Origin of the sequence: Arthrobacter sp. Soil764, assembly GCF_001428075.1 — a bacterium.
In the GTDB taxonomy this organism is placed as follows: Bacteria; Actinomycetota; Actinomycetes; order Actinomycetales; family Micrococcaceae; genus Arthrobacter.
Window position 1 is genome coordinate 293181 of sequence record NZ_LMSI01000001.1, and the last position, 26590, is coordinate 319770.

At 61.1% G+C, this 26590-nt stretch carries 20 protein-coding genes; 12 read left to right on the forward strand and 8 right to left on the reverse strand.

Going from position 1 to position 26590, the window contains the following annotated elements; translation table 11 throughout:
- The 3 genes from paaD to ASG86_RS01410 are packed head-to-tail and all read left to right on the forward strand — an operon-like array spanning position 1 to position 2573.
- Positions 1–522, forward strand: a complete 522-nt coding sequence (gene paaD / locus ASG86_RS01400; protein WP_056329683.1) for a 1,2-phenylacetyl-CoA epoxidase subunit PaaD — start codon at positions 1–3, stop codon at positions 520–522.
- Positions 523–531: 9 nt separating this feature from the next.
- Positions 532–1758 carry a 1,2-phenylacetyl-CoA epoxidase subunit PaaE gene (gene paaE, locus ASG86_RS01405; RefSeq protein ID WP_056329138.1) on the forward strand — a complete coding sequence of 409 codons (1227 nt, stop codon included), beginning with the start codon at positions 532–534 and terminating at the stop codon, positions 1756–1758.
- A gap of 29 nt (positions 1759–1787) precedes the next feature.
- Complete coding sequence (locus ASG86_RS01410) at positions 1788–2573, forward strand: enoyl-CoA hydratase/isomerase family protein (protein ID WP_056329141.1); 786 nt, start codon at positions 1788–1790, stop codon at positions 2571–2573.
- Positions 2574–2653: 80 nt separating this feature from the next.
- On the opposite strand, the gene aceB is transcribed toward ASG86_RS01410, so the two are convergent.
- A complete protein-coding gene (gene aceB, locus ASG86_RS01415; RefSeq protein ID WP_056329143.1) occupies positions 2654–4270 on the reverse strand; it encodes a malate synthase A in 1617 nt (538 codons plus the stop codon).
- Between the two features lie 228 nt (positions 4271–4498).
- Here aceB and ASG86_RS01420 point away from each other — a divergent pair, with 228 nt between their 5' ends.
- The 3 genes from ASG86_RS01420 to ASG86_RS01430 all read left to right on the forward strand — a co-directional run bounded on the left by ASG86_RS01420 (position 4499) and on the right by ASG86_RS01430 (position 8537).
- A complete protein-coding gene (locus ASG86_RS01420) occupies positions 4499–6244 on the forward strand; it encodes an L-lactate permease (RefSeq protein WP_056329146.1) in 1746 nt (581 codons plus the stop codon).
- Positions 6245–6344: 100 nt separating this feature from the next.
- Positions 6345–7715 (forward strand): FAD-binding oxidoreductase, encoded by a 1371-nt coding sequence (locus tag ASG86_RS01425; protein ID WP_056329149.1) that lies wholly within the window; start codon positions 6345–6347, stop codon positions 7713–7715.
- Positions 7716–7811: 96 nt separating this feature from the next.
- Positions 7812–8537, forward strand: a complete 726-nt coding sequence (locus tag ASG86_RS01430) for a FadR/GntR family transcriptional regulator (RefSeq protein ID WP_056329152.1) — start codon at positions 7812–7814, stop codon at positions 8535–8537.
- Position 8538: 1 nt separating this feature from the next.
- Here ASG86_RS01430 and ASG86_RS01435 read toward each other — a convergent pair whose 3' ends face one another.
- The gene (locus ASG86_RS01435; RefSeq protein WP_056329155.1) at positions 8539–9231 is read right to left on the reverse strand and encodes a GntR family transcriptional regulator; all 693 of its coding nucleotides are present in this window, start codon (positions 9229–9231) and stop codon (positions 8539–8541) included.
- Between the two features lie 143 nt (positions 9232–9374).
- Here ASG86_RS01435 and ASG86_RS01440 point away from each other — a divergent pair, with 143 nt between their 5' ends.
- From ASG86_RS01440 to galU, 3 genes are all read left to right on the forward strand, one after another.
- Positions 9375–11093 (forward strand): L-lactate permease, encoded by a 1719-nt coding sequence (locus tag ASG86_RS01440; protein WP_056329158.1) that lies wholly within the window; start codon positions 9375–9377, stop codon positions 11091–11093.
- Positions 11093–13939 (forward strand): FAD-binding and (Fe-S)-binding domain-containing protein, encoded by a 2847-nt coding sequence (locus ASG86_RS01445; protein ID WP_056329160.1) that lies wholly within the window; start codon positions 11093–11095, stop codon positions 13937–13939. The genes ASG86_RS01440 and ASG86_RS01445 overlap by 1 nt, the downstream gene beginning before the upstream one ends.
- A gap of 105 nt (positions 13940–14044) precedes the next feature.
- The gene (galU, locus tag ASG86_RS01450) at positions 14045–14935 is read left to right on the forward strand and encodes a UTP--glucose-1-phosphate uridylyltransferase GalU (protein ID WP_056329163.1); all 891 of its coding nucleotides are present in this window, start codon (positions 14045–14047) and stop codon (positions 14933–14935) included.
- Between the two features lie 71 nt (positions 14936–15006).
- On the opposite strand, the gene rfbA is transcribed toward galU, so the two are convergent.
- The 6 genes from rfbA to ASG86_RS01480 all read right to left on the reverse strand — a co-directional run bounded on the left by rfbA (position 15007) and on the right by ASG86_RS01480 (position 22422).
- Positions 15007–15912, reverse strand: a complete 906-nt coding sequence (rfbA, locus tag ASG86_RS01455; RefSeq protein ID WP_056329685.1) for a glucose-1-phosphate thymidylyltransferase RfbA — start codon at positions 15910–15912, stop codon at positions 15007–15009.
- A 46-nt stretch (positions 15913–15958) separates the two neighbouring features.
- Positions 15959–16372: a VanZ family protein gene (locus ASG86_RS01460; protein WP_056329689.1), complete on the reverse strand. Its 414-nt coding sequence runs from the start codon at positions 16370–16372 to the stop codon at positions 15959–15961.
- Positions 16373–16665: 293 nt separating this feature from the next.
- A complete protein-coding gene (locus ASG86_RS01465; RefSeq protein ID WP_056329166.1) occupies positions 16666–17277 on the reverse strand; it encodes an LPXTG cell wall anchor domain-containing protein in 612 nt (203 codons plus the stop codon).
- A 181-nt stretch (positions 17278–17458) separates the two neighbouring features.
- Positions 17459–19324: a DUF4012 domain-containing protein gene (locus tag ASG86_RS01470; RefSeq protein WP_235565045.1), complete on the reverse strand. Its 1866-nt coding sequence runs from the start codon at positions 19322–19324 to the stop codon at positions 17459–17461.
- 21 nt (positions 19325–19345) lie between these two features.
- On the reverse strand, positions 19346–20827 hold the full coding sequence (locus tag ASG86_RS01475) for a sugar transferase (RefSeq protein WP_082566638.1): 1482 nt from the start codon (positions 20825–20827) through the stop codon (positions 19346–19348).
- A gap of 203 nt (positions 20828–21030) precedes the next feature.
- Positions 21031–22422 carry a polysaccharide biosynthesis tyrosine autokinase gene (locus tag ASG86_RS01480; RefSeq protein WP_056329172.1) on the reverse strand — a complete coding sequence of 464 codons (1392 nt, stop codon included), beginning with the start codon at positions 22420–22422 and terminating at the stop codon, positions 21031–21033.
- Positions 22423–22681: 259 nt separating this feature from the next.
- On the opposite strand from ASG86_RS01480, the gene ASG86_RS20015 reads away from it, so the two are divergent.
- From ASG86_RS20015 to ASG86_RS20360, 3 genes are read left to right on the forward strand one after another with little or no spacing between them, the layout of a single operon-like run.
- Complete coding sequence (locus tag ASG86_RS20015) at positions 22682–23791, forward strand: glycosyltransferase (protein ID WP_082566620.1); 1110 nt, start codon at positions 22682–22684, stop codon at positions 23789–23791.
- Positions 23792–23795: 4 nt separating this feature from the next.
- Positions 23796–24941 (forward strand): glycosyltransferase, encoded by a 1146-nt coding sequence (locus ASG86_RS20020; RefSeq protein WP_156386081.1) that lies wholly within the window; start codon positions 23796–23798, stop codon positions 24939–24941.
- Positions 24938–26101 (forward strand): lipopolysaccharide biosynthesis protein, encoded by a 1164-nt coding sequence (locus tag ASG86_RS20360; protein WP_156386082.1) that lies wholly within the window; start codon positions 24938–24940, stop codon positions 26099–26101. Before ASG86_RS20020 ends, ASG86_RS20360 begins: the two co-directional genes overlap by 4 nt.
- Positions 26102–26590: the final 489 nt, after the last annotated feature.

The following is a 26590-nucleotide window of genomic DNA, read 5'->3' on the forward strand; positions in this document are numbered from 1 at the left end:
ATGTACATCTCGGACTTCGAAACCCGTGCCCGCACCCCGCAGCAGGACGCGTGGGACATCGCGGCCACCGTCTGCGACCCGGAGATCCCCGTGCTCACCATCGCGGACCTGGGCATCCTGCGCAACGTGGACGTACAAGACGGAAAAGTCACCGTCACCATCACGCCCACCTACTCGGGCTGCCCGGCCATGGACGCCATCCGCGACGACCTCTACACGGCCTTCAAAAAGGAAGGCTACGAGGACGTGCACGTGGACCTGGTCCTGGCCCCGGCCTGGACCACGGACTGGATGACGCAGGCCGGAAAGCAGAAGCTGCAGGAGTACGGCATCGCCCCGCCCAGCGGAAACTCCAGGGCCGGCGGCCACTCCGGCCCCATCCGGCTGAGCCTGGCCGTGAAGTGCCCGCAGTGCAGCAGCCTCAATACCAAGGAACTCACCCGCTTCGGTTCCACGTCCTGCAAGGCGCTGTATGTGTGCCAGGACTGCAAGGAACCGTTCGACTACTTCAAAGTCCTGTAAGGAACCGCCATGCCTGTTGTCCGCCAGACCGCCGCCGAAGAGGCTGAGGTGACCGGCCGCCGTCGTCCGTCCTTCCACACCCTCACCGTGAAGGAGGTGCGCCGGCTCACCGACGATGCCATCGAGGTCAGCTTCCATGTGCCGGCGGAGCTCGCCGGCAGGTTCGACTACCTGCCCGGCCAGTACGTGGCCCTGCGCACCACGCTCCCGGACGAGACCGGTGAGCCCAAGGAAATCCGCCGCAGCTACTCCATCTGCGCGGAGCCGCGCAGCTTCCCGGACGGCACCAGCGAGATCCGCGTGGCCATCAAGAAGGACCTGGGCGGGTTGTTCTCCACGTGGGCCAACGCGGAGCTGAAGGCCGGGGACACGCTCGAGGTGATGAGCCCCATGGGAGCGTTCGTGTCCAAGCACGGCCGTGACGGCGTGGCTGTAGACCAGAACGTCATGAACTCCATGAACCACCCGGAGGAGCTGGCGGGGGAGGCGGGGAACTTCGTGGCCATCGCCGCCGGGTCCGGCATCACCCCGGTGATCGCCATCGCCCGGACGCTGCTGGCCGCCAACCCGGAGACCCGGTTCGACCTGATCTACGCCAACAAGGCCGCCATGGACGTGATGTTCCTGGAGGAGCTGGCGGACCTGAAGGACAAGTACCCGCAGCGGCTGGCCATCCACCACGTGCTTTCGCGCGAGCAGCGGATCGCGCCGCTGCTGAGTGGCCGGATCGATTCGGAGAAGCTGCAGCAGCTGCTGGGCACCGCACTGCACGCGGACGATGTGGACGAATGGTTCCTGTGCGGTCCGTTCGAGCTGGTGCAGCTGTGCCGGGACACCCTGGCCGAGCGCGGGGTGAAGCCGGAGAACGTCCGGTTCGAGCTGTTCACCTCCGGCAAGCCGGACCGCCCGGAGGGCAACGCCGGGCGTCCGGTGGTGGTGGACGAGTCCAAGGAGACGTACAAGATCAGGTTCAAGCTGGACGGCCTGCAGGGCGAGGTGGCCAGCCCCACCCACGCCCGCGAGTCCATTCTCAACGCCGCGCTGCGGGTCCGCCCGGACGTGCCGTTCGCGTGCGCCGGGGGAGTGTGCGGCACCTGCCGAGCCAAGGTGGTCACCGGCAGCGTGACCATGGACGAGAACTACGCGCTGGAGCAGGATGAGCTGGACAAGGGCTACGTCCTGACCTGCCAGAGCCACCCCACCAGCAAGGAAGTCACGGTCGACTTCGACGTCTAAGCCTTTCTCTTCCCGAACATAGGAGTTCCATGATTTCCCTTTCCATCAGCAACGGTGTTGCAGAAGTCGTCCTGGACGCGCCGCACAAGCTGAACTCGCTGGATGAGCAGGCGCTGCGGGATTTAACCCAGGCGTACGACGACGCTGCTGCCGCCGCCTCACGAGGTGAGGTGCGGGCGCTGCTGCTGAGGGGAGAGGGCCGGGCCTTCTGCGCGGGCCGGGACATCGCGGGGGTCACCCCGGAGAGTGACGACGCCGCGGCGTACCTGGGCGGGCTGGTGGAGCCGCTGCTGAAGAAGATGGCTGCTTTCCCGGCCCCGACCTTTGCCGCGGCCCAGGGGGCGTGCCTTGGCGTGGGGCTGGGGCTCCTGCTGGCCACGGACGTGGTGTACGTGGCGGAGAACGCGAAGTTCGGCTCGCCGTTCGCCAAGCTGGGGGCCACCCTGGATTCGGGCGGGCACTGGTATTTCACGGAGCGGCTGGGCATGCACCGGACGCTGGACCTGATCTACACGGCGGATCTGATCTCCGGCGCTGAGGCGGTGGCGCAGGGGATGTTCAGCCGCGCCATGCCGGCGGACTCGTTGTTGAATACGACGCGCGCCATTGTGGAGCGGGTTGCCGCCGGTGCCACCGAGGCGTTCGTCGCGTCCAAGGAGCTGGTGGCGCACATCCGCGACCAGCGCCTGGGCCTGTGGGAGGCCATGCAGGAGGAAAACGAGGAGCAGGCGCGGCTCTGCAAAACGGACGATTACGCGGAGGGTTTCCGGGCCTTCCAGGAGAAGCGTGAGCCGAAGTTCACAGGCGGCCGCTGACCCTGGTCATTGAGCTGGGCTGGAGGGCCGCTGACACATGGCCGCGGCCCTCCATCCAGCCAAGCGCGGGACGAGTCCTCCTACCGGACCGCCATTTCTGATTCCAGTACCTCGTAGGCCGGTGTGGTGAGGAAGTCGGTGTAGTCCTCGGAAAGGCAGATCCGGGAAATGATACCGGACGCCGGCGCGTAGTACCGGTTGAACAGTGCCTCGCCCACCTCGCCCCGGAGCTTTTCCGTTTCCTCCGCCAGCAGACGCTCAACCAGTTGGCGCGTGGCCGTGTTCCCGGTGTCTGCGAAGACTGCCCCGTTGCGGATCTGCTGCCAGACCTGCGACCGGGAGATTTCGGCCGTCGCGGCATCTTCCATCAGGTTGTGGATGGCAACAGCCCCGTTCCCGGACAGCCACACTGCGGTGTAGGCGACAGAAACGTACAGGTTCCCGCGGAGACCTGCCTCGGTCACTTCGCCGGGTGCTGACTCGATGTCGAGCAGTTGTTCGGCGGTGACATGGACCTCCGGGCGTGTCCGCTGCACCTGGTTGGGGGCGTCTCCCAGAACCTGGTCGAATACCTCCATGCAGATGGGGACCAGGTCCGGGTGCGCAATCCAGGAGCCGTCGAATCCGTCGTTGGCCTCGCGGGTCTTGTCACCCCGTACTTTTGCGAATGCCTCTTCGGTGACTTCCGGCTGGCGGCGGTTCGGAATGACCGCTGCCATGCCACCCATGGCAAACGCGCCGCGCTGGTGGCAGGTCTTGACCAGCAGTTCGGTGTAGGCGCGCATGAAGGGAACGGTCATCGACACGGCTGCACGGTCCGGCAGGCTGAACTTCGAACCGGAATCGCGGAAGTACTTGATGATGCTGAACAGGTAATCCCAGCGCCCGGCGTTGAGGCCCGAGGCATGGTTCCGCAGCTCATACAGGATCTCGTCCATCTCGAAGGCCGCGGGAATGGTTTCCACCAGGACGGTGGCCCGGATGGTTCCCTGCGGGATGCCGAGGGCGTCCTGGGCGAAAACGAAGATGTCGTTCCACAGCCGGGCTTCGAGGTGGCTTTCCATCTTGGGCAGGTAGTAGTAAGGGCCGTGGCCGTTGTCGAGAAGCTGCTTGGCGTTGTGGAAGAAATGCAGGCCAAAGTCCACCAGGGCGCCGATGGCGGGCTTGCCGTCGAATTCCAGGTTCCGCTCCTCCATGTGCCAACCGCGGGGACGCATGATGACGACGGCGGTGGGCGCGTCGGTGCGGACGGCGTAGGTCTTGCCCTCGGGGGACGTGTAGGCCAGGGTTCCGCGTGCGGCATCGTACAGCGAGAGTTGGCCGTCGATGACGTTGAACCATGTTGGGCAGCTGGCGTCCTCCAGGTCTGCCAGCCATACCTTTGCACCTGAGTTCAGGGCGTTGATCGCCATCTTCGCGGGGGAGCAGGGGCCGGTGATTTCCACCCGGCGGTCCTGGAGGGCGGACGGCGCCGGGGCAACGGTCCAGTCGCCCTCGCGCACCTCTGCTGTCTCCGGCAGGAAGTCCAAGATTCCGGTCTGTGCTGCCTCCGCGCGGCGCTCCTGCCGTGCAGACAGGCGGGCTTCGCGTTCGGCAGCGAAACGGCCATGGAGGCCGGCCAGGAACTCCAGGGCTTCCGGTGTCAGGATTTCCGCGGCGCGGTCAAAGGGCAGGTCAGCGGTTCGTGTCAGGGGCATTACATAGTCCTTTCGGGAATTTTCACGATACGGACATTAGGTTCTGCCAGATGAAAAAACAAGGGCTCCAGATAAATCGGTCAGACCATTGACTAGCGGTCAGACCAATACATACAGTTTGTCCACGAGACAATATCTCAATCTCACATCGTGGAATTTTCTGCTCGGCGTTTATAAACCCTTCCATCGCGCCCCACCCTCCCCGCTCCAAATACAAAGGAGTTTTTTGTGAGCACTTACCAGCAAGCCGTGGACCCCCTCTGGGGTTCACTCGGACTGTCCGCGCTTTGCGCGGCATTGCCGTTGATTCTCTTGTTTGTCCTGCTGGGCGTCTTCCGCGTGAAAGCGGCCAAAGCCGCTCTCGCCAGCCTGGCGCTGTCCATCATCCTGGCCCTTTTGGTCTGGCGAATGCCGGTGGACCAGGTCTTCAGCGCCACGGCCGAAGGAGTCCTCTACGGTCTGTTCCCTATCCTGTGGATCCTCATCAACGCCCTTTGGGTTTACAAGCTCACTGTGGCCACGCCCTGGTTTGATGCCCTGGGCCGGACTATCCGCTCCATCTCCAACGATCTGCGGATCCTGTCGATCCTGATCGCGTTCTGTTTCGGCGCGCTCCTTGAATCGCTCGCAGGTTTCGGCGCCCCGGTTGCCATCACGTCCGCGATGCTGATGGCCGCCGGCATGAAGCCGCTGAAATCCGCCATCGTCTCGCTTCTGGCCAACACCGCGCCGGTCGCGTTCGGCGCCATGGCCGCACCCATCATCGCCCTGAACGGCGTCACTGGCCTGCCGCTGCACGATCTGTCCTCCATGGCCGGCCGCCAAACCCCCTTCATCGCCCTGATCGTGCCGCTGCTGCTCGTTGTCATCGTCGACGGCAGGCGCGGCCTGAAGCAGACTTGGCCCGTTGCGCTGGTGGCCGGGGCAGTCTTTGGGATCTTCCAGTTCATCACGTCCAACTTCATCGCCGTTGAATTGACCGACGTCGTGGCTGCCGTGGCTACGGTGGCCGCCGTGCTGCTGATGCTCCGTGTCTGGCAGCCGCGGGAGATCATTGACATGTCCGGGCAGGCCGGCGGATCAGGCGACCTTGAGGAAGGACGTCCGTCCGGTCCGTCGTCATCCGGCCGCGGTTCGGCAAGGACCCCGGCATCCGCGTCGGTTACCGAGGCTATCTCCGCGGCTGCGACCACCCGGGTCGCGGTGCCGGCAACCACCGCGGAACGTCCCGCCCGCCGGGAAATCTGGATGGCCGTAGCGCCCTACCTGATCATCATGGCCGTCTTCTCCATCGCCCAGATCCCGGCAGTCAAGGACTGGCTGGGCGCAAACGGAAGCGTGAGCTTCGCCTGGCCGGGCCTGGACGTCGTGGACGCCGACGGGAAACATGTTGCCGCGCAGAAGTTCAAGTTCGACCACCTCAAAGCCACCGGCACCCTGCTTCTGGTCTCCGGCCTCGTCACCACGGTCCTGTACCGCCTGTCCGCAGCCCAGGGCCTGCGCATTTACTGGGAAACCCTGAAGCAGCTGCGCTGGACCATCCTCACGGTCACCACCGTCCTGGCCCTGTCCTTCGTCATGAACCTGTCCGGGCAGACCACCTCCCTGGGCCTCGCCCTCGCGTCCGCCGGCGGCTTCTTCGCCTTCCTTTCGCCGCTGATCGGCTGGATCGGTGTTGCCCTTACCGGCTCGGACACCTCGTCCAACTCACTCTTCGGGCAGATGCAGGCCACTGCCGCCGCGCAGACCGGCCTCTCGCCGGTGCTGATGGCCGCCTCCAACTCCTCCGCCGGCGTGATGGGCAAGATGCTTTCGCTGCAGAACCTGGCCGTCGCCTCCGCCGCGGTGGGCCTGGAAGGCGCCGAGGGAACGCTGTTCCGCAAACTGATCGGCTGGAGCCTGGGCCTGCTGGCCCTCATCACGGTGCTGATCGTCCTGCAGTCCACCCCGGTACTCGGCTGGATGGTCCCCTAGCCGGCGCCACCTTTACACATGGAAATACGGCCGCCGGAGTGGTTCCGCCTGGCCGGGTTCCCAAAGAACACACTCAAGAAAACAAAGAGGTTTCCTTCCCATGAGCACAACTACAGCTGTCACAGCATCAGCAGCGGTCCTCGCTGCAAGCGCCCACGCCTCCACAGACCTGGATGAGAGGGTCAGGGTAAGCACGGACCGTTCCGGTTACGTACCGCCCAGCCTGCCCGACGGCGTGGTTTATGCCACGAGCGCCGAAGAGGTTGTGGCCACCATGAAGCTTGCCGCGGCCCACAACGTCCCGGTGGTCCCCCGGGGAGCCGGAACCGGCCTTGCTGCCGGAGCTTCCGCGCAGGCCGGCGAAGTGGTCCTTGACCTGGCCCGGATGAACCGGATCCTGCACATCGATCCCGTGGAGCAGCTGGCCGTGGTGGAACCCGGCGTGCTCAATGCGCAGGTGAATGCCGCCGCGGGGGAGCACGGACTCTTCTATGCGCCGGACCCGGCCAGCACGGCCATCTGCTCCATCGGCGGCAACATTGCCACCAACGCCGGCGGGATGTGGTGCGCGAAATATGGCGTGACACGCGAATCGGTGCTCGCCCTCCGCGTGGTCCTGCCCGATGGCCGGGTGCTGCGGACCGGGCGGAACACCATCAAGGGCGTCACGGGGTATGACCTGAACGCCCTGATGATCGGGTCCGAAGGAACGCTGGGCGTGGTGGTGGAAGCAACCCTTCGCCTGCGGCCCAAGCCCATCCAGACCGCCACCGTCGCCGCCTATTTCCCGGACGTGGACGCCGCCGCGCTGGCCGCATCCGCCATCATCGCTGCCCGGCTGCAGCCTTCGGTGCTGGAACTCATGGACGGCCCCACCCTGGAAGCCGTTGACACGGTCCATGGCACCAACCACCGGTCCAAGGGCGGGGCATTCCTGCTGGCCCAGACGGACGGGTACGGCGCGTTCCTCGAGCAGGACGTCCTCCTCAGGGCCATTGCACCCTTCGCCAGCCACGTCGAGAAAGCTGTGGATGCGGCGGCAGCGGAGGCACTCGTGGCCACCCGGCGGGAAGCGATCCCGTCCCTTGAGAAGATGGGCCGCGTGTCCATCTGCGACATCGGAGTGCCGCGGAACCGGCTGGCGGATGTCTTCGCGGGGCTCGAAGACATCTCCCGGAAAACGGGGGTCCGGATCTTCAACGTGGCCCACGCGGCGGACGGCAACCTGCACCCGATGATCGTCGTCGAACCCGACCAGTCCATCACTGAAGGACCGGCCAAAAAGGCCCTCGGCGACATGTTCTACCTGGCCCAGCGCCTGGGCGGCACCCTGACAGGGGAACACGGCGTCGGGCTGCTCAAGCGCGACTGGCTCGAGGATGAGCTCGGCGGCATCTCGCTGGAACTCCAGCGCTCCATCCGCAAGGTGTTCGACCCGCAGGGAATCCTGAACCCCGGCAAGGCGATCTGAGCCGGAAACCCGTCCCACCGTGTATCCTGCTGCGCCGGTTTCCGCCGGCGCAGCAGGATCGGACGCCGGCGCCGGTTGTTAGGGCAGGATGGATCCATGACCAAACCTTCGGTGGCACCCGGGTCCAAGCGGACGTACGACGTCCTGGTGGAGGACATTGAGGCGGGCCTGCGCTCAGGCCGGTTCAAGGTCGGGGACCAGCTGCCCGGCGAACGGATACTCGCGGAAACCTACGGGATCTCGCGCGCTTCAGTGCGCGAGGCCATGCGCCTGCTGGACGCAATGGGGGTCCTCCGGAGTTCCAACAGGTCTGGCCCCAAATCGGGCGCGGTCATCGTTTCCGAGCCGTCAGCCGGGTTGTCCGCCACGCTTCGCCTGCACGTTGCCAGCAGCAGTCTTCCGGTGGAGGAGATCGTAGAAGCCCGGATCCTTCTGGAAACGTGGGCAGCAAGGACCGCGGCCCAGCATGACAATCCGGCCGGGATCCAACGCGCCAGGGAACTGCTCGAGGCCATGGATGCCCCGGACATAGACCCCGACGCCTTCCACGCCCTCGACGCACAGTTCCACCTGGCCCTCAGTGCCCTGGCCGGCAACACGGTCATTGAAACGATCATGGAATCCCTCAGCGGCTCAATCCGTGGCTACATCAAGGATGCACTGGATGCCCTCGGGCAGTGGCCCGTGGTGCTCGAGCAGCTCAGGGCCCACCACCACGGGATCTTCGATGCTGTGGAAGCCAAGGACGCTGATGGCGCCGCGGAGCTGCTGCGGAGCCATATTGCCTGGTTGTACGAGCAGACAGCCAGCAGGGCGGGCTGAGTTACTGCCCCGCCAGGCCGGACGGCAGGTCCGCCTCCGGGCCCGCCTCGCCACCCATTGCGGCCACCAGGCGCTCGCGGGCGCGGCCCAGGTGCTGGTCCAGGAGCTGGGCGGCCTCTTCGCCCTTTCCGGCCTCGATCAGCTCCAGGAGCTTTTGGTGTTCAGCCTGGATCAGGTTGGTGTCCAGGAGGTGCAGCGACTGCACCCGGGACATGCACAGGCGCACCTCGGCCACCAGGGACGAGTACATCCTGCTGATCCGCTCATTCCCCACGGCGTCGATCAGGCTGGTGTGGAACCGCATGTCCGGTTCCACCACGTCCAGCGGTGCGCCGGTTGCCAGTGCAGCGATATCCCGGTTGGCCTGGACCGCCCCTGCGGGCACCGTGCGGGCGGCGGCGAGCCGGCGCAGCACTTCGCTCTCCAGGTACGCCCGGGCCAGGTAGATATCGCGCACGGATTCCGGTCCCAGGTCCGCCACCCGGGCGGTCTTGTGCACGCCGCGAACCAGCAGCCCCTCGGCCACCAGCTTCTCGATGGAGGCCTTGGCGGTGGGCCGTGCCACCTCGTAGGACGTGGCCACCTCGGTCTCCGTCAGCGCGTGGGCGGAGGGCAGCTCACCGGAAAAAATGCGGAGCCGCAGGTCCGAGGCCACCGCTTCCACAATCGAGACAGCTGCAATACGGCCGGCCACAAATCTCCGTTCCAACAAACAAGGGTGCGTGTTGGTTTCCATTTTGCCAGACAAGTATTCACTTCTATTGACCTACATGTGTACTTGTTAGACAATCGAGAAGTCGTCACGCCGATGTGGCGCTGCTCACCATCTGGAGTCATATGTTTCAGCAGATCCTCGATCCCATCGCCGGGTCCCTCCTGCTTTCCGCCCTGTGCGCGGCACTTCCCCTGGTCCTGTTGTTCGTCCTGCTGGGCGTCTTCCGGGTCAAGGCCGCCAAAGCTGCCATCGCCAGCCTGGCCCTGTCCTTCGTCCTGGCCGTCGCGGGCTGGCGGATGCCCCTGGACCAGGCCCTCAGTGCCACCGCGGCCGGCATCTTCTATGGCCTGTTCCCCATCCTGTGGATCCTGGTCAACGCGCTGTGGATCTACAAGCTCACCGTGGCCACGCCGTGGTTCAATGCCCTGGGGCGGACCATCCGCTCCATCTCCAACGACCTCCGGGTCCTTTCAATCCTGATTGCGTTCTGCTTCGGTGCGCTCCTCGAGTCGCTCGCAGGTTTCGGCGCGCCTGTCGCCATCTCGGCGGCCATGCTGATGGCTGCGGGCATGAAACCGCTCAAGTCCGCCGTCGTCTCGCTGCTGGCGAACACCGCACCGGTGGCCTTCGGCGCCATGGCCGCGCCCATCATCGCCCTCAACGGCGTGACCGGCCTGCCGCTGCACGACCTTTCCGCCATGGCCGGCCGGCAGACGCCCTTCATCGCCCTGATCGTGCCGCTGCTGCTTGTCTTCATCGTGGACGGCAAACGCGGCGTCAAGCAGACCTGGCCCGTTGCACTGGTGGCCGGCGGAGCGTTCGCCGCCGCACAGTTCGTCACGTCCAATTTCCTTGCCGTGGAACTGACTGACGTGGTGGCGGCGGTGGTCACGGTAGCGGCGGTGCTGCTGATGCTGAAGGCCTGGCAGCCGAAGGAGTCGGTGCGCGTGGAAGGATCAGTACAGGACGCGTCCGTTCCCGCCATGGCCGGCGGGAAGAGTGCGGGCAGCAACGGCGGACAGGAACGCACGACGGCGGGCGGCCGGCAGGGGAGCGTTCCGGACCTTTCCGGAGTCCCCGCGGACAATACCCGCCCGGCGCCGCGTGAGGTGTGGCTCGCCGTCGCGCCCTACCTGATCATCATCGCCGTGTTCTCCATCGCCCAGATCCCGTTCATCAAGACCTGGCTGGGGCAGGTGGGCACTACGACGTTCGCCTGGCCCGGCCTGCACATCGAGGACTCGGACGGCAAGGCGGTTGCGGCCACCAAGTTCAAGCTGGACCACCTCAAATCCACCGGGACGCTGCTGCTGCTCTCCGGCCTGCTCACCATGGCGTTGTACAAAATTTCTGCCATCAAGGGACTGGGCATCTACTGGGAGACCCTGAAGCAGCTGCGCTGGACCATCCTCACGGTCACCACCGTCCTGGCCCTGTCCTTCGTCATGAACCTGTCCGGGCAGACCACCACGCTGGGATTCGCGCTTGCCTCGGCCGGCGGCTTCTTCGCGCTCCTCTCGCCGCTGATCGGCTGGATCGGCGTGGCGCTCACCGGCTCGGATACGTCGTCCAACTCGCTGTTCGGGCAGATGCAGGCCACCGCCGCCGGGCAGACAGGACTCTCGCCGATTTTGATGGCCGCCGCCAACTCCTCCGCCGGTGTCATGGGCAAGATGCTCTCACTGCAGAACCTGGCCGTCGCCGCGGCCGCGGTGGGGCTGGAAGGCGCCGAGGGAACCCTGTTCCGTAAGCTGATCGGCTGGAGCCTGGGGCTGCTGGCCCTCATCACTGTGCTGATTGTCCTGCAGTCCACCCCGGTCCTGGGCTGGATGGTGCCCTGATGCAGAAACTCGACATCTTCCGGCAGGCTGTGGCCGATCCGGCACAGGTGAAGACCCGTGCCATCGACCTGCACGCCAACGCCCATGACGCCTCGCACTTCCTGCTCATCCCGCAGGCGGTGGCCGTAGCCAGGGACGCCGCAGAGGTGGGCGCCCTGCTCCGGGCCAGCGCTGCGCAGGGCGTTCCGCTCACCCTTCGCTCCGGCGGCACCAGCCTCAGCGGACAGGCGGTCACGGACGGCGTGCTGGTGGACGTGCGGCGCAACTTCCGAAACGTCGAAGTGCTCGACGGCGGCGCCAGGGTCCGCGTGCAGCCTGGGGTCACGGTCCGGGCCCTGAATGCGCGGCTGGCACCCTACGGGCGCAAGTTCGGGCCGGACCCGGCCAGCGAGGCCGCGTGCACCATCGGCGGCGTGGTGGCGAACAACTCCTCGGGCATGAACTGCGGCACGGTTGACAACGCGTACCGCACACTCGAGTCGCTCACCGTGGTGCTGCCGTCCGGAACGGTGATCGATACCGGGGCAGCGGACGCGGACACCCGGCTGCGGACGCTGGAACCGGAACTGTATGAGGGCCTGGCGCAGCTCGGGGCCAGGGTGCGGGGAAACAGCGATTCCGTGGACCGCATCAGGCAGCAGTTCAGCATGAAGAACACCATGGGCTACGGCCTTAACTCCCTGCTGGACTACACGCGTCCGGTGGACATGCTGGCGCACCTGATCGTCGGCAGCGAAGGCACTCTGGGCTTCGTGGCGGAGGCGGTGTTCCGGACCATCCCGCGGCTTCCGCATTCCGCCACCGGCCTGCTGGTCTTCCCGGACCTGCAGGCCGCCAACGCCGCATTGCCGGCGCTGGTGGAGACCGGGGCCGCCACGGTGGAACTCCTGGACGCGCTCTCGCTCAAGGTGGGCCAGACGCTGAAGGGGACTCCCGCCGTCGTCCGCGACCTTGCGGTGCGCGAGCACGCGGCGCTGCTGGTGGAATATTCCGCCGGGCAGCAGGACCAGGTTGCGGCGCTGCGGGAATTGGGCGAACGCACCCTCGCCGGCCTGAAGCTGGCTGCCCCGGCGCAGTTCACCGCGGACGCGTCCGCACGTGCGCAGCTGTGGCACCTGCGCAAGGGCCTATACGCCTCGGTGGCGGGTGCGCGGCCGCAGGGGACCACGGCGCTGCTGGAGGACATAGTGGTGCCGGTCCCGGTCCTGGGGCGCACATGCCGTGAATTGATACGGCTGTTCGACAAGTACCGGTACGAAAACAGCGTGATCTTTGGACACGCGAAGGACGGCAACGTCCACTTCATGCTCACGGACGGCTTCGCCACGGCGGAGGAGCTGGACAGGTACAGCGCGTTCACCGAGGACATGGTGGACCTGGTCCTGGGGGAGGGCGGCTCGCTCAAGGCGGAGCACGGCACCGGCCGGGTGATGGCACCGTATGTGCGGCGGCAGTACGGGGATGAGCTGTACGGCGTGATGCGTCGGATCAAGGAGCTGTTTGATCCTGCCGGCATGCTCAATCCGGGCGTGCTCATGGACGACGATCCCCAGGCGCACATGCGGCATATCAAGACGGCGCCGCCGGTGGCAGAGGAAGTGGACCGCTGCGTCTCCTGCGGGTACTGCGAGCCGGTGTGCCCCAGCAAGGACCTCACCCTGACGCCGCGCCAGCGCATCGTCACCCTGCGCGCCATCGAGGCCGCACGGCTCGCCGGCGACACGGCGCTGGTGAAGGAGCTGGAGAGGGACTACGACTACGAGTCCGTGCAGACCTGCGCCGTGGACGGGATGTGCCAGACTGCTTGCCCGGTGGACATCAACACCGGCGTGCTGGTCAAGCGGATCCGGCGTTCCGAGGCCGGGCCCGTGGCCAACGGCGCCTGGAACGCCGCGGCCAAGCACTGGAGCGGGGTCACGCGGGGGGCGTCACTGGCCCTGACCGTGGTGAACAAGCTGCCGGCCCCGGCCGTAATGGCGCCCAACAAGGCGGCGCGCGCAGTGCTGGGCACGGACACTGTGCCGCTGTACTCGCCGGAGCTGCCCGGCGGCGGTTCCGCACGGAAACGCCCGACGCCGGACCGGGCACCGGACGCCGTCTACTTCCCCGCCTGCGTGGGGACGATGTTCGGGCCGGCCGGGGCAGGTTCCGAACCCGGCGGGCCTGCTGCCGGACGGGGCGTCCAGTACAGCGGCGTCCAGTACAGCTTTGAGCAGCTGTGTGAACGGGCCGGGATCACGCTGCTGGTGCCGGAGGGAATTGATTCACTCTGCTGTGGCACCCCGTGGTCTTCGAAGGGAATGGAGGCTGGCCAGGCCACCATGAAGGAGAAGACGCTGGCAGCGCTGCGGGAGGCAACCCGGGACGGCGAGCTGGCCATCATCTGCGATGCGTCGTCCTGCACGGAGGGCCTCCGGCAGGCGGTTGAAGCCGATAACCCGTTAGTTGGCCAGCGGCCGTTGCGGATGGTGGATGCCGTTGATTTCGTCGCCGAGCACATCCTGCCCAGGCTGCCGGAACACGCAAAGCTCGAATCGCTGGCTCTGCACCCCACCTGCTCCTCCACACGGCTGGGAATCAACGGCGCCCTGGAGTCGGTGGCCCAGGCCGTGGCGGAGAGGGTGGATGTGCCGGTGAACTGGGGCTGCTGCGCCTTCGCGGGGGACCGCGGAATGCTCCACCCCGAGCTCACGGCGTCCGCCACCCGGAAGCAGGCTTTGGAAGTGGGGCAACTGGACGCGTCGGCGCACGCCTCGTGCAACCGCACCTGCGAGCTGGGCATGACCCGCGCAACCGGCCAGGAGTACCGGCACGTACTGGAACTGCTGGAAGAGGTCACGCGGTAGGCCTTCTGCGCGCGCGGGCAGAAACGGGCTTTCCAGGAGAAGCGTGAGCCGAACTTCACAGGCGGCAAATTGCCTTTGTCTCCCGCTGATTTGTAAGGTTCAGCTATGACTAAGGGGAAAGCTATTACCAAAGCCGTCATTCCTGCTGCCGGATTGGGGACACGCTTCCTGCCCGCCACCAAGGCAATGCCGAAGGAAATGCTGCCGGTGGTTGACCGCCCGGCCATCCAGTACGTGGTGGAGGAAGCGGTTGATGCGGGCCTCACGGACCTGCTGATGATCACGGGCCGCAACAAGCGCGCCTTGGAGGACCACTTTGACCGCGAGCCCGGCCTGGAGGCCGCGCTGGAGGCCAAGGGGGACAAGGACAAGCTGGGCATGGTGGACTACGCCTCCAATCTGGGCCCCATCCACTATGTCCGCCAGGGCGAGGCCAAGGGCCTGGGCCACGCAGTGCTCTGCGCGCAGCAGCACGTGGGCGACGAGCCCTTTGCGGTGCTCCTGGGTGATGACCTCATTGACGAGGCTGAGGACCTGCTGAGCACCATGATGGAGGTGCAGCAAAAGACCGGCGGTTCCGTGATCGCGCTGATCGAGGTTGATCCGTCGCAGATCAGTGCGTACGGCTGCGCAGACATCACCGCTGTGGAAGGCGAGGACTACGTCCGCGTCAACAGCCTGGTGGAGAAGCCGGCTGTCGGCGAGGCGCCGTCCAACCTGGCCGTGATCGGCCGCTACGTGCTGCACCACTCCGTGTTCGGCGTCCTGGAGAACACCGAGCCCGGCCGCGGCAACGAGATCCAGCTGACGGACGCCCTGCAGACCCTTGCCGCCGGCGAGGGCGAAGGCTCTGGCGTTTACGGTGTGGTCTTCAAGGGCCGCCGGTACGACACCGGGGACAAGCTCAGCTACCTCAAGGCCGTCATCACCCTCGCATCCGAGCGCGTGGAGTTCGGCGAGGACCTGAAGACCTGGATGAAGAGCTTCGTCGGGTAGTTTTGACGCAAAACATCGGGCCCATCACTGTTCGTGATGGGCCCGATGTCATTTAAGGCGATTGTCGGTGATTAGCGAGTTACGAGCTCCAGCCGCTCGGCGGATGTCTCGGCACTTTCTGCCAGGAGCTCCAGCAGGTACTTGCCGTAGCCGCTCTTCGCAAGCGGCTCGGCGCGTTCCCGGAGCTCGTCGTCGCTGAGGAAGCCGAGACGCCACGCGATTTCCTCCGGGCAGCCGATGGAGAGTCCCTGCCGGTGCTGCACTGTGCGGACAAACTCAGACGCGTCGTTAAGGTCATTGAAGGTCCCCGTGTCCAACCAGGCGGTGCCGCGGGGAAGGATCTCCACCTGCAGCTTGCCCCGCTCCAGGTAGACGCGATTGACGTCGGTTATCTCCAGCTCGCCCCGTGCGGAGGGCTTCAGGTTGCGGGCAATCTGCACTACGTCATTGTCATAGAAGTAAAGGCCGGGCACTGCATAATGGCTCTTGGGTTCGGCAGGCTTCTCCTCAAGGGAGATTGCCCGCCCGTTCTCGTCGAACTCCACCACGCCGTAGGCAGAAGGGTCCGCGACACGGTAGCCGAAGACAGCTCCACCATCGATGTTTTCAAACCGCCGCAGCTGGGTTCCCATGCCTTGGCCGTAGAAAATGTTGTCGCCAAGCACCAGAGCGACGGGGCCGTCACCAATGTGCTCAGCACCCAGGACAAAGGCCTGAGCCAGACCATCCGGCGAGGGCTGCTGGGTGTACGTGATATTGACACCGAAGCGGCTGCCGTCGCCCAGCAGTCGCTGGAACTGGTCTGCGTCGTGCGGTGTGGTGATGATCAGGATGTCCCGGATGCTGGCCAGCATGAGTGTGGACAGCGGGTAGTAGATCATGGGTTTGTCGTATACCGGGACCAGCTGTTTGCTGATGCCCAGAGTGATTGGATGAAGACGTGAACCGGTTCCCCCGGCGAGGATAATTCCGCGCATTACTGTATTTTCCGTGACGCCGGAAATGGAACCAAATTTGTTCACGTCACGATGGGCCAGAGATCGCTCCTGGGCCTGGACCTGGGCTGACCTCGAATTCACGCCTCAACAGCACCACGAGAAGACCACCTATTGTCGATCCCGCAGTGTTCGTGACAATGTCTGACAAAGCTGCAAAGCGGCTGTGGAGAAACAAAAGTTGACCCAGCTCGATGCACCCTGAAACCAACAGTCCCAGGGCAGCTATCTGCCACCAGTATTTCCTGGGAAAAGCAAGGCTGCTGACAATTCCGAGCGGAACAAACAGCAGGACGTTGGCAGCCGCTTCAACCAACGTGTAGTTCAGCCAGCCGGGAACGCCGAGCCGGTGAAGAATGTCTAGGACACTTGCTAATTGCCCCTGGACTGGCTGATCTATGGGGGAGGGCCAGAACGCAATGAAGGCGAGGGGGATGAGCATAGCCGCCAGGGCAGTGCGCCAAAGCCGCTGGTTCTGGAGGATTGTCAAAGACGTCTCAAGCGGTCACTAGAAGGGCGTAGGCCGCGGTTCCGAGGGCAGAGAGGGCGAGGAGCGACAGTAGGGCGTAACGGACTACTTGAGGCTGGGGGAGTGGAACGGAAAAGTCGTACTCGCGTGGTGCTCTGCGCCAATGTCTCCCCATAGATCCAATAGATACCACACAAAGCAAAAGGTGGGTGCCTCTCCAATATCGGGGAGGCACCCACCTTCGTTGGTGCTATGAAGGGTTGCGGCTAAGCAGCAGCCTCTGCCTTGGCGCGGCGGCGAACCACTACTACCGAGGTGGCGCCTGCGGCCAGTGCGCCAGCGCCGACCAGGGTCCAGAGAACCAGGCCGGAGTCGGCGCCGGTGTTGGCCAGGCCCGTGTTGGCCAGCGGAGCGCCGCCCGTGGTGCCGGCAGCGTTGCCACCGGTGTTGGCCAGCGAAGCTGCCACGGTGACCGTGACGGGGCCAACGACAACACCGGACGTGGTGCCGGTTGCGGTCAGGCTATAGGTGCCGGCCTCGTTGATGGCGATCGGCAGGGCGAAAGCACCCTGTGCGTCGGCCGTGGTGGAAAGCTCCTGCGCTTCGGCGACAACGGCGATACGTGCTGCCACTGCCCGGCTACCGGCAATGTTGGCGCCGTTGGAAGCGGGTGCCTGGCCCGGCGTAACGCGGATGATCAGCCGTTCTCCGGCAAGGAAGCCCTGGCCCCGGAAGACAAAGGTCTCGCCCGGGCCAACGGTGCCATCGGAAACGGCCGCCTGCGGCGGAAGTGCCGGATAGGTTGCGGCCATCGCGGGCGCGGAACCGATGAGTGCAATGGAGCCCGCAAGTGCGAGTGCAGCGAAAGTCTTCTTCATGTGTGTCCCCCCGGAGACGTTAATTTTCTTTGATACCCGATATGGGGAAATGTCCCCTCCGCACGAGACCAGTGCAGAACCACGGATAGATATCCCAGATAGAAGATACCATCCCAGCGCCTGCGCAACCAACCTCAATCCAGTTGATTTACACAGTGTTAACGCAAGAGTCACATAGCTTTCAGCCTTGGTCGCAGCTTGCATTTACGTTAGGCAAGACAACGTCCTTTACAGACTGGACAGTGGGCGTGACAACCACGTTAGGTTCCGTGTGCTGCACGATCTTTCCAAAGGTGAACTCCAAAGTTTTGGTTTCACCTGGTGCCAGTTGTTGGCTTACGACGCCGACAGGCCGGTTCGAGTGCAAGTAGGGAGCGAAGGCAATTTTTTGGCCCTCGAGGGCGGCTGATTCGATGTTTGCCTGAACTGGTCCGTATGCAACGATATTGGTCTGCACCGTTCCAGGTGGAACCCCAAACGCCCCAGCCCCGGTGACGTATGACGGCAATGAGGTTGCGGCGTTGGCCGGTGCAGTGTTTGTACTGGTCACACGTACCGTTGTTTGTTCATAGCCGTCCACCGGGCAATCTTTAACGAGTTGAACGGTGCGCTTGACGTAGTAGTCCATTTTGGCGCCAGTGCCGTCATTGAGGTAGATGCCGAACTCGGCGGGGGAAACACTCACCCCTGAAACGGAGCCGCTTAACGTGTACTTTCCCAGCACAGACTGCTCGTCCGAATTAGCAGACCAAACCAAGACACGTCCTTCTTCCGTCCCGCGGGTAATGCCAGTAATAAGGCCTTTGGCCTCGCCTTTGCCGCTGGAAAGAGCGGCGAAGACTTCCTGGGCCACACCAGAGAAGTAAGCATCCTGTAGCTTTGGCTGCTGAATCTTGGCGTAGGCGTCTGAGAGTAGTGTCGACACGACGTTGTCCCCCGTCAGTTCCGTTGGCAGGCCAGATCCCTTGACCGCCGCGAGTTCGGGACCGGTGACCGAAACTGGTCCTGTAGACCGGAGGATGTAGCTCAGGCCCACGGGGTCAATGGAGATAACCCCGTCTAAAAGCTGCCCGGTTTTTCTCTCCCACATGGCACGAGCAGTTGAAGCAGCCGTAGGGAAATCAGGCGTTAGATTGACGTCCTGCATGAATTTTCCCAAACGAGCTGAATAGATCTGCTGTTGCTCTCCCCCGATTACGACCGGAGGAGATATGACGCCAAGCTCCGTGGCACTCGTTTGATTCCCTAGGCTCAATCGCCCACCGTCTATTGTGAGTACTGCTAACGCTCCTGGAATTCCTCCGGTTGCACGGACTTCCGCATTATTCTGAATCATGAGGAGGTATTCTCGGCGCCCGGAGTTGCCCATCATGTTCGGGGCTAGGCGTGCGACGTCGGCGGCTGTAGTGATACCTCCGCTCAAAGAAGATAGTTGTTTCCGTGCGCCCACTACAGGGCTTGCTACTTCTGCAATGAGGTTCTGGGTCTCAATTGCCCGCAGCCTGTCTAAGGATTGTTCCACAGCGTTTGCTGCCCTGGCTATCAGCGGTTGGGCGTCCACGAGAGGCTGTAGATCCATACCCTCTGGACCCGGGCGAAGGGAGTCCCACCCAAGACTGTGGAGACTCAAAACAAGGGGTTCGGCAGCAAGGCGGGCGACGTCATCGGCGGATGTAGCCACTGTAGTTACAGCCTGCAAATTAGAACCTATCCCAGGTAGGACCGAAGCCGTCATCCACAGAGGGTCGGATGTGGCTTCTCGAGCCTTGGCAGTGTGAATTTTGAGAGTGCCAATGGTCTCTGTCGCTCCCTCGGAATCACCATTCAGAACTTGTGACTTAAGCTTTGGCCCGAGGCTTATTGCAGCATTTAACTCTTCATTGATAGTCGAAGTCTTCAATCCCAACCAGACGAATCCGGCAAGCATGAAAGTCAAAAAAATGGCAACGACTGCAAAAAGACGTGTCTTGGCGGTTTTCTTCATCCCTGTTATTGAGAATCTGTCCGATGCATTGTTAGGCGGACCTGCACCTTCAAAGGGTTTCATCGTGGCAGCCTTTCGTGGACGTCAGTATGCACCTGCGCTGCCGAATACGGCGCGAATGGTACGGAGGATAATAACGAGGTCTCCAAGAAGCGACCAGTTCTCCACGTAATAGAGGTCTAGCCGCACAGAGTCCTGCCAAGATAGGTTCGACCGCCCACTCACTTGCCAGAGGCCAGTTAGTCCAGGCTTGACGAGTAGCCGCCGCCTAACATCACTCTCGTAGGATTCGACTTCTCGTGGAAGTGGCGGACGTGGGCCGACGAGACTCATTGTTCCCTCAAGGACATTGAATAACTGGGGAAGTTCGTCCAGACTAAATCTCCGCAGGTATTGCCCAACGCGCGTTATCCTCGGATCTCTCTTCATCTTGAATAGGACACCGTTGCCCTCGTTCAGTTCCACCAGCTCCGACAGTCTTTGTTCTGCGTCTGCGACCATTGATCGGAACTTGAGCATATAGAAGTTCTTGCCTTCAATGCCGACGCGCGTTTGCCTAAATAGGATGGGACCGGAACTGTCGAATCGAATCAAAATCGAAACTATGAACATCAATGGGGATAAAAGGACAATAAGCAAAGCCGAGGCGGAGATATCGAAGAGACGCTTAGCTACCCGCTGCCCTCCTTCGAGGCTTGGCGTCGTGACGTGAATAAGTGGGAGCCCTGATACCTGTTGGGTGTGGATCCGAGGACCAGCAATGTCAGTTAAGGCTGGGGCCATGATCAGACCGATGTTTCTCGACGCCAGCTCCCAACCGAGATGGCGAAGAGTTTGAGGATGCAGTTGTACACCGGCAGACACTGCTACGGCGTCGGCGCCACTCTGCTTTATTGCTTCCAATATGGAGGCGGTATCGCTTGCGTTTCCGAGTACGGGAAGGCCAGATTCTGGCTCCAAATCTATGCAGCCCTGAACCCCTGGTATATATGCGGCTACGGGTGAATAACCCGCTTCTTTAGACCGCTGGAGCGATCTGGCGAGGTGCGCGACCGCACTGGCTCCTCCTATGATTAGCAACCGAGACATGCTATGACCCTTAAGACGATTTACGTTCAAATGTTGCCGTAGCAGCCATCTAGCCAAGAGGAGCCCGACAATCCCAACGGGCAACGCGAAGCCTACAAAACCGCGCGCTGTATCGACGCGGAAGACATAGGAAAATATTGCAACAAGGCCGAACAGCCATAGAGAGGCTGCCGCTACACGTTTATATTCTTCGGGTCCAGCACCGAGCACACGGCTCTGTCGACTACTCCATGCTCCCAACATCAACCACCAAGCGACAATAAGGGCTAAAGAAAAAATACCGTAGGCGGCTTCCCCCCCAGCCAAAGGAAAATTAGGGTCAAGACCAAAGCGTGTGATATAAGCACCGACAACAGCCCAAACAATAACAAATGCATCAACCGCGCGTAGCAAGTGCGAAGTCCTAACGCGCCAATTGTCATTAGCCCCCAATTTGTTTAACCTTCCTCGTCGAAGTCGCACTCGACCAAGACTCATCAATAGAACTACTGTGATGCCGTGACCATCAGGACTTCATTAATCATCACGCTGTTGCACCGAAACTTAAAATCCAATGTCGTTTTTCAATGACTTCTGGTACTGACGTCCATCACGATTTTGCTTGCTAAATAACCGAGGTACGTGCGACAACGGAAGGACGAGTAGATCCACACAGATTTACTTGTTTTGGCTTTGCTTGCCTAACGAATGCCTGCTGCGGAACCAGAAACTTTCTTCTTCGGCGCCTCATAACTGTAGTAGCTATACGAGTACGCGTCTGGCCCCTTGGAAGGAAGCAAGTTGAGGACGACTCCTAGAAGATGGGCCTCGACCATTTCTAATGCCTCTAGAGATCTTTTCAAGTCAGGAAGCTTGACCTTGGACGACCCTACGACCAGCACTACAGCACCGACTTGCTGGGATAGAACCGTAGCGTCCGTGACAGGGAGAAGAGAGGGAGCATCAATAATCACAGCGTCAAAAGCGCGCTCGAGACCCTTAATCAGGTCCTTCATGGTGCTGGAGCCCAATAGTTCACTCGGATTAGGGGGTATCTGGCCCGACGTCAACACGTAAAGCTGATCTTCTCCCCAGGGCTGAAGAAGATCATTCACGTCAGCGGCACCTATAAGAGCAGTTGTGAGCCCAGCATTGCGATCCAAGCCTAGGTAGTCGTCAATGCGTGGGCGCCGCAGGTCCGCATCAACCAAGACCACAGTCTTTCCCGCTTGTGCGATAGCTATAGCGAGGTTTGCAGCGGTCGTTGTCTTACCTTCTCCCGGCAATGAGGACGTCACTAGAACAGCCTTAGAGTTGTGGCTCACGTGCGCGAATTGCAGGTTAGTGCGAATCTGTCTGAAAGCTTCCGCCCTCGGGCTCTGTGCACGTGCGTGTGTCAGCAAAGGCCGCCTCTCGGCGTCTCCGTCGAAGGCTATGCCGCCCAGAACAGGAGCGTCGGACAGTTGCCTTAGATCAGCCTCACCACGAACCGCAGTATCCAAGGTCGTGCGCAGGATGGCCACGGAAATTCCCACCGCGCTACCTATCATGAGCCCCAGGAGCAGGTTAAGGCTTGTCGCCGGGGCAGAGGGCTTGAGGGGGGCTGACGCGGGCGTGACTACGGAAAGTTTGACAAGAGAAGTGCCATCGACGGAGGGCCGTTCAAGGTTTGCTACTGTCCTGACCAGACTGTCGCCCACAGCCTTTGCGATAGCAGCGGCTTGAACGGGGGACTCGTCCTCAGCAGAAATTGTGATGATGACCGTGTTGAGATCTGCATTAGCTTTAACACGTTCCGCAAGGGCCGTCGGCGTTACGTCTAACCCAAGGGTATCGATCGCTGGCTGCAAGACTGAGGGGGTTGCGACGGTTTGTACATACGACTGCACACGCGACTGGCTGAAGGTGTTCCCTTGCTGCAAGTCTTGGACAGAACCAGACGACTGGATCGCCACGAACAACTGCGTCTCGGCTCGGTAAGTAGGCTTGAGCGCTAGTGAGACCGCTCCGGCCACGAGAAGACCTAGAAGTGCAGATGATACTACGCCTAGCCATCGACGTCTTAGAATCCGAAAGTAATCGCCAATTTCCAAACTAATTACCTCTCAGAGCGTTCTGGTCTCCGACCCCAGCAGGAGATCTCTACTTCGGCGTCTGTGAAGCCGGCCGATCGCTAATCGATGTTATCCGGAATGCACGTCCCCAGCAGACAAATATACACCCGGACCTTGCTCACTCACCCCACATTGCGTCGGGGTATGCGCCCGGCGCATCGAAGCCTTCAACGTCTTGGCTGCCACGTATAGTATCCGGTGTTTGAAATTGTTTCCGCGATCTGGATTGGGGTCCTGCATGACAAAATCTGTGGCAGTTATCGGTACTCGGGGGTACCCGAGTTACTATGGTGGGTTCGAGACCGCGGTGCGAAAGCTGGCCCCATATCTTGCGGACCAAGGCTGGGATGTTACAGTTTACGGTCGCAGAGGCGCTACCAAGATCAATGATCCGGCCACCGACTCCAGGGTCAAGACAGTTGTCACCGTAGGAGTCGAAAGAAAATCCGTTAGCACCCTATCTTACGGACTCACAGCGGTGTTGCATGCCCTGCATCACAAACCGGACGTCGCTTTGGTGATGAATGTTGCAAATGGCTTTTGGCTTCCACTTTTGCGACTTCGTGGAATACCAGTAGTCGTCAATGTTGATGGCATGGAGTGGGAGCGTGCAAAATGGGGGCGTCTTGCTAAGACGATATTCAGGCTTGGCGCCTTCTTGACAGCTAAATTTGCCACCACTCTCATCACCGATGCCCTTGAGATTCAGCGACGCTGGCAAGTAGAATTTATGCGCGACAGCGTCTTCATTCCTTACGGCGGTGAAATACCCGGCCGGTTGGATCCTCCTCTTAGGCTCAGTAAGCGCAAATACGTCTTGCTTGTCGCTCGCTTTGTTCCTGAAAATTCGGTTCCTGAATTTTTTGAGGCGGTAGATCGAATTTCCAAGAATTACCAGGTCGTGATTGTTGGGTCTTCGGGTTATGGCGGCGATCTTGATGCCCGCGCCGCGACCCTAGCAAAAAACGAGAATGTGTGCTGGCTTGGGCATGTTAGTGACGATGAAATGCTCATGGCCCTGTGGCAAAACGCAGGTGCCTATTTCCATGGTCATAGTGTAGGCGGGACAAATCCCGCGCTAGTGCAAGCGATGGCATGTGGCGCTCCAGTCGTCGCTAGGGATACGGTCTACAACCGTGAGGTCTTACAAGGAACTGATGCAATTTTCGTGAATCCTGATTGTGACTCCATAGCCACGGGCGTGGAAGCCATGATGGGTTCGGATGAACTACAAGCACAGGTATCGGAAAAGGTCAAAGTCAGGTCGGAAGACGAATACAGCTGGATGTATGTCTGTGGATTATACGATGCAACTATCGGCGCTCACTTAACCAAGGTTTCGGTGTAGCCGATTGAACTACAAATTGGAAAGAAGCGAGGATACCAGCCCTTCACTAAACGGTGGTATGAAGCCTCACTTTGTTATCGTCAACCAGAATATAAGTTCTAACGCGCTTGGCCGGGCTTTATCAATGGCCTTAGTCGCTAAAGAGTTGGGAGAAACCACGCTGATCTCGTTCGGACGTGGAAAAATCTGGCCAGGAGTATCCCAGTTCGACACGCCTGTATTGCGTGTATCCCGGAACTGGCGAAAAGATCTTGACCGCGTGTTGTTGGGCCATCGCGGTCACTCATCCGTTGTATGGCTCTCCAAAGGTTTAGATCCTTTGTCTAAGGTCGCAAGCTACGTGCGCCGGCGCTATCCCGACACGACCGTTATTTTGGATTTGGATGATGATGATGCAGCGCTGGCAATCGCCTTTCGAAAAAGCTCGATGACCAACCATCTCAAACTGTCATGGTTTCGACGCGGAAACCCGTGGAGGATCCGTAAATCGCAAGATGCTATTGCTTCCGTGGCTGACAGCTTCACCTTTTCCACACATGCGCTCGCTACAAGGTATCCCAATTCCTATGTTCCGTACGCTAGGGTGCCGCACGTCCGCGTACCGGCCTCGGTGAAGGCGAGGCAAAGTCGTTTAAAGGACGGAAATTTGCACTTCGGGTGTTTCGGTACACTCCGACCCCATAAAGGGAGCCAGCTTTTACTTGACATCATGCGCGCTGATCGAGACCTTACTTTAGTTACCTTTCGAAACTGTGGGCTGGGTGTGCCGCTTTCTACGGATTGTAATTGGCTGGAAATTGACCCCGCGACCCCGCTAGATCGTGCCTACGCAAATATTGATGTCGCCGTTATTCCGATCACTGATTCAAATGCGGGCGCGCAATATCAGCTGCCTGCCAAGATTGTGGACGCGATGCGCGCGCGGGTTCCGATAGTCGCAACGCCGACACCTGCGATCGAAGAAATCGCGGGGGATGCGATATCGCCACTGAGGCATGATCAGACTTACGGCGAAATCATAGGCCTGATCCGGAAGGCGGCCATGAGTAACTTATCTCATTCTAGCGGTAATAGGTTCATGGAAGTCCTTACTCCCCAAGCTGCTGCTGTTGAGCTCGAGAACCTTCTTGGGCGCAAAGACTGTTCATGAAAAAGGCACTTGACCTTTTGGGAAAAGTCTTTGTGCACCAGACCGTTGTTGCGCAAATCCTATCAGCTCTAAGTGCCATTATCGCAATAGTGATACTTTCTCGCTGGATGCCTTCTCAGGATTATGCTCACTACGCCGTGGTGACCGCGATTTGGGCTATAGGCAATGCTGTAGTTGGAACAGCCACCGGTACTCGTATTGCGCGGACCGCTGCTGAAGGCGCTCATAAGATCTCTTTCAGGCTCTCGGAGCTTCTTATAGCTTCTGTTGTGTCGATACTATGCGGCGGCTACGTAGTTATTCTTCGCGCCTCTTATATAGATGGCGTGCTGGCAGCAGCCTCTATGATGACTTTCGTTCTCGCGGAAGCCAGTATCTCATTTGAAATTGGCGCAGCTCGCTTCAAAAGATATTTGTTTCTTCTGATAATTCGCGTAGTCAGTCCAATTATTGTTTTAATGAGCGGTATTTTATTCGACATACTGTCTCTAACTTGGGCTTTCATGGCGGTGCTTTTGGGCAATGTACTCAGTATTGTCCCGTCCCTGTGGCGCTGGTCCGCAAGGCGGTATACGGGGGTCTCCTACTCAAGCCACATGGTTGGTTCGCTAAATTTCGGCCTGTGGGTAATGGCAAGCGCAGATCGGATCATTCTTGAGCCCCTAGTCGACCCCACGGATCTGGCTTTATATGCTCTTACCTACGGATTGATGGACCGGTTCTTTAGAGCGCTGTCTAATGCTTATATTACGCGTTCACTTGGCGCATCTTTTAGCGGTGCGCATACCATTCCCGATGTTAAGTATTTCCTTGTTACGTTGCTACTCTATTTTGGTGTTGTTCTTGGCGCAGGATGGGCCGTTGAAATAGTTTCGGGTGGGCGATACTCGCCGAGCATTCTTCTTTCGCTGCTAATTGCGGGAGCCGGACTGGCCATGCTGTGGAGTGCACCGTTTTACGTTGCCTTACTGGCAGGCGCTCAATATAAAGGCAGTCTCATTATTGTCGGTCTCATTGCAGTATTTAATATAACCTTTAATGCATCACTCGACGGTTATTTTGGTATATTGGGTGCCGCTTCCATTTCGCTAGGTTCCTACATAATGTGGCTGGTATGGCTGGCGCTGAGAACCAGACGTATGATGTCCGCATCTGACTGAGAACTAGGTGTTGCGCGAACGCATCCGTCATAGCGAGCAAAGGCAACTTCGGGTGCTATTGAGCGCGCAATATCGACCCGCAGCGTCGAGGTGGAAGTAGAAAAGGTTTCTTAGGCTACTCAACCGCGACCGCTGCTATGAGTTCTATTGGCTGAACTGGCTCTGCGTGATTGATGATGAGACAGGCTGCGTCTTTTGAAAGTTGAAGGGCCTCTAGCTGAACTCTCCCGCTAGGTGACGTGGGGACTGATTTGGGGCAATAAGAGGACCTCCGGGCGCTGTTTGGTGCTTGTCAAGACGTAAAACAAAACACGAAGTCCTCGTGTCTCACCTCAAGCGGGTTTTTGGCTTCATTCGGGGCGTTTGCAGTTGACCCTTTGCATTTTTGATGATGGTGGCCGTTGCACCGGGCTGCCGAAAGGGTCAATGTCTATGTACCGGCAGCCGCGAGATGGTCCTGCCGGGCCATCGACAAGGCCTGGGCGCACC

What these genes read in the sequence shown, in the direction of transcription:
- paaD (WP_056329683.1), top strand. Translation starts at nt 1, where the DNA reads ATGTACATCTCGGACTTCGAAACCCGTGCCCGCACCCCGCAGCAGGAC.
- paaE (WP_056329138.1), top strand. Translation starts at nt 532, where the DNA reads ATGCCTGTTGTCCGCCAGACCGCCGCCGAAGAGGCTGAGGTGACCGGC.
- ASG86_RS01410 (WP_056329141.1), top strand. Translation starts at nt 1,788, where the DNA reads ATGATTTCCCTTTCCATCAGCAACGGTGTTGCAGAAGTCGTCCTGGAC.
- aceB (WP_056329143.1), bottom strand. Translation starts at nt 4,270, where the DNA reads ATGCCCCTGACACGAACCGCTGACCTGCCCTTTGACCGCGCCGCGGAA.
- ASG86_RS01425 (WP_056329149.1), top strand. Translation starts at nt 6,345, where the DNA reads ATGAGCACAACTACAGCTGTCACAGCATCAGCAGCGGTCCTCGCTGCA.
- ASG86_RS01430 (WP_056329152.1), top strand. Translation starts at nt 7,812, where the DNA reads ATGACCAAACCTTCGGTGGCACCCGGGTCCAAGCGGACGTACGACGTC.
- ASG86_RS01440 (WP_056329158.1), top strand. Translation starts at nt 9,375, where the DNA reads ATGTTTCAGCAGATCCTCGATCCCATCGCCGGGTCCCTCCTGCTTTCC.
- ASG86_RS01445 (WP_056329160.1), top strand. Translation starts at nt 11,093, where the DNA reads ATGCAGAAACTCGACATCTTCCGGCAGGCTGTGGCCGATCCGGCACAG.
- galU (WP_056329163.1), top strand. Translation starts at nt 14,045, where the DNA reads ATGACTAAGGGGAAAGCTATTACCAAAGCCGTCATTCCTGCTGCCGGA.
- rfbA (WP_056329685.1), bottom strand. Translation starts at nt 15,912, where the DNA reads ATGCGCGGAATTATCCTCGCCGGGGGAACCGGTTCACGTCTTCATCCA.
- ASG86_RS01460 (WP_056329689.1), bottom strand. Translation starts at nt 16,372, where the DNA reads ATGCTCATCCCCCTCGCCTTCATTGCGTTCTGGCCCTCCCCCATAGAT.
- ASG86_RS01465 (WP_056329166.1), bottom strand. Translation starts at nt 17,277, where the DNA reads ATGAAGAAGACTTTCGCTGCACTCGCACTTGCGGGCTCCATTGCACTC.
- ASG86_RS01470 (WP_235565045.1), bottom strand. Translation starts at nt 19,324, where the DNA reads ATGAAACCCTTTGAAGGTGCAGGTCCGCCTAACAATGCATCGGACAGA.
- ASG86_RS01475 (WP_082566638.1), bottom strand. Translation starts at nt 20,827, where the DNA reads ATGAGTCTTGGTCGAGTGCGACTTCGACGAGGAAGGTTAAACAAATTG.
- ASG86_RS20015 (WP_082566620.1), top strand. Translation starts at nt 22,682, where the DNA reads ATGACAAAATCTGTGGCAGTTATCGGTACTCGGGGGTACCCGAGTTAC.
- ASG86_RS20360 (WP_156386082.1), top strand. Translation starts at nt 24,938, where the DNA reads ATGAAAAAGGCACTTGACCTTTTGGGAAAAGTCTTTGTGCACCAGACC.